Below are 1,927 nucleotides of genomic sequence, written 5' to 3'. Positions count from 1 at the left end.
ATCCTGGTGTGAATAAAATATTTGAAGGGTCTCATCCTGCTCTTTTACTCCACGATTATACTTTACCAAACCAGACACAGTTGTTTAGCTCCCCCCTTGACATCCCTGTACGAGAAAAACGGAAATGTCAAGGAGCTAAAATCATACCATTTGCTGCTTTATTTCTTTTCATTCTCTGCGATACCTATAGTCACTTCACCATCATGAAAGATTTCGATTACATACTCTCCATCTTCACAAAGAATAAACGCATCCGATCCCACAGCAGCTACATCATCGATGGCATTGAGAACTCTTTCCAATTTTGTCTGAATACCTGGATGGCAAGAATAATTCCACAGTACAATCATATCGTTATGATTCATCCCCTTTTTTCACAACCCACCAACGATTTCCGATCCATCCTTCACTTTTTTTCTTTCTGGATACTTCCCATATCATACGGCCGGTATTTCTTGCGCAGTTCCTTTAGCTCTCGGGCAAGGGCTTCAACATCAGTCCGGAAAAACAACTTGTCTTTTTGGAAGCTTTTGATTGGCGTTATTCTTCCTGATTCGATGAGTTTGCTAAGGCGTTGATATGTCACGCCCAGGATCTCCAGTGTTTCAGCGACCCCGAGGACTTCACTTTTAATGAAGTCCTCGAGCTCTTTTCTTGTTGTGAAGTGATACATCACAATGTTTCCTCCTCATCTGTTCCGGAAGTACGAGACAATGTATCGAATCCCCGCAATCCCCCATACAACAATAACGATCAATAACACGATGTCCAATATGCCAAGATGTCTAAAGTCAGTGGCCACGAAAAAACGTACGGCAACAAACGCCAATAAGATGTTTGCGATCCAAGCTAATTTTGACATACATTTTGGGAGATGATAATATTTTTTATACAGAAGCCCTTCCCGAAGGTCGGGCTTCCGTTTGGGCTTATTTGCGACGTTTCTTTTTGGAGCGTCGCTTTTTCTTTTGGTTTCGTCCTTCTAGGAAGGCGATGGCCGCTAGGACGAAACCGGCGATACTTCAAAGCTTCTCCATGGTGTCCGCCACTTCATCCTCTCCCTGTCGTTCACCTTCTTTCTGGATTTTATGATAACAAACCTATTGTTATATTATAATAGGATTAACAAAAAAATCCCTGCCAAATCGGCAGGGGAAACAATCACACAACAGTCGTTTTTCACTCTGACACGCACCTCCATGTGACTCAAAAAATGGAGGATGAGGCACTGGAGTTGTATCAGCGGTACACTGAAAAATAAATTGCGGGTGTTTTGTGGGTGCGGCGCCCACAAGCGAGCGCTGCACCCTTTATTTATCAAGGTTATCCGATGCTTCCTTCCATCTCAAACTTGATCAAGCGGTTCATCTCGACCGCGTATTCCATCGGCAGCTCTCTTGTGAACGGCTCGATGAAGCCCATGACGATCATTTCCGTCGCTTCCTGCTCGGAAATGCCGCGGCTCATCAAGTAGAACAGCTGCTCTTCCGACACTTTCGACACTTTCGCTTCGTGTTCGAGCGAGATGTTGTCGTTTAAAATTTCGTTGTATGGAATTGTATCCGATGTCGACTGGTTGTCGAGAATCAACGTGTCGCATTCGATGTTCGAGCGCGAGCCGGACGCTTTGCGGCCGAAATGGACCATGCCGCGATACGTCACCTTGCCGCCTTGTTTGGAGATCGACTTCGAGACGATCGTCGATGACGTATTCGGGGCCAAATGGATCATTTTCGCCCCGGCGTCTTGATGCTGCCCTTTGCCGGCGATGGCGATCGACAGCGTCAAGCCGCGCGCCCCTTCGCCTTTTAAGATGACGGCCGGGTATTTCATCGTCAATTTCGAGCCGATGTTGCCGTCGATCCATTCCATCGTCGCATTTTCTTCGCAGACGGCGCGCTTCGTCACCAAGTTGAAGACGTTGTTC

At 46.4% G+C, this 1,927-nt stretch carries 3 protein-coding genes; all 3 read right to left on the bottom strand.

What is annotated here, in order from left to right; all coding sequences use genetic code 11:
• Positions 1-158: 158 nt before the first annotated feature.
• Entirely contained in the window at positions 159-365 is a 207-nt protein-coding gene (locus tag BRO54_RS19925) for a CDI toxin immunity protein (RefSeq protein ID WP_074044843.1), read from the bottom strand.
• A gap of 41 nt (positions 366-406) precedes the next feature.
• Positions 407-673 carry a DNA-binding protein gene (locus BRO54_RS18685; RefSeq protein WP_307899030.1) on the bottom strand — a complete coding sequence of 89 codons (267 nt, stop codon included), beginning with the start codon at positions 671-673 and terminating at the stop codon, positions 407-409.
• Between the two features lie 650 nt (positions 674-1,323).
• On the bottom strand, positions 1,324-1,927 hold a 604-nt coding region (locus BRO54_RS18680; protein WP_193408816.1), incomplete at its 5' end, for a SufD family Fe-S cluster assembly protein.

This window comes from Geobacillus proteiniphilus, from assembly GCF_001908025.1.
GTDB lineage: Bacteria > Bacillota > Bacilli > Bacillales > Anoxybacillaceae > Geobacillus > Geobacillus proteiniphilus.
Note: the sequence above shows the minus strand (reverse complement) of the source record. Positions and strands in the feature narration are given on the sequence as shown.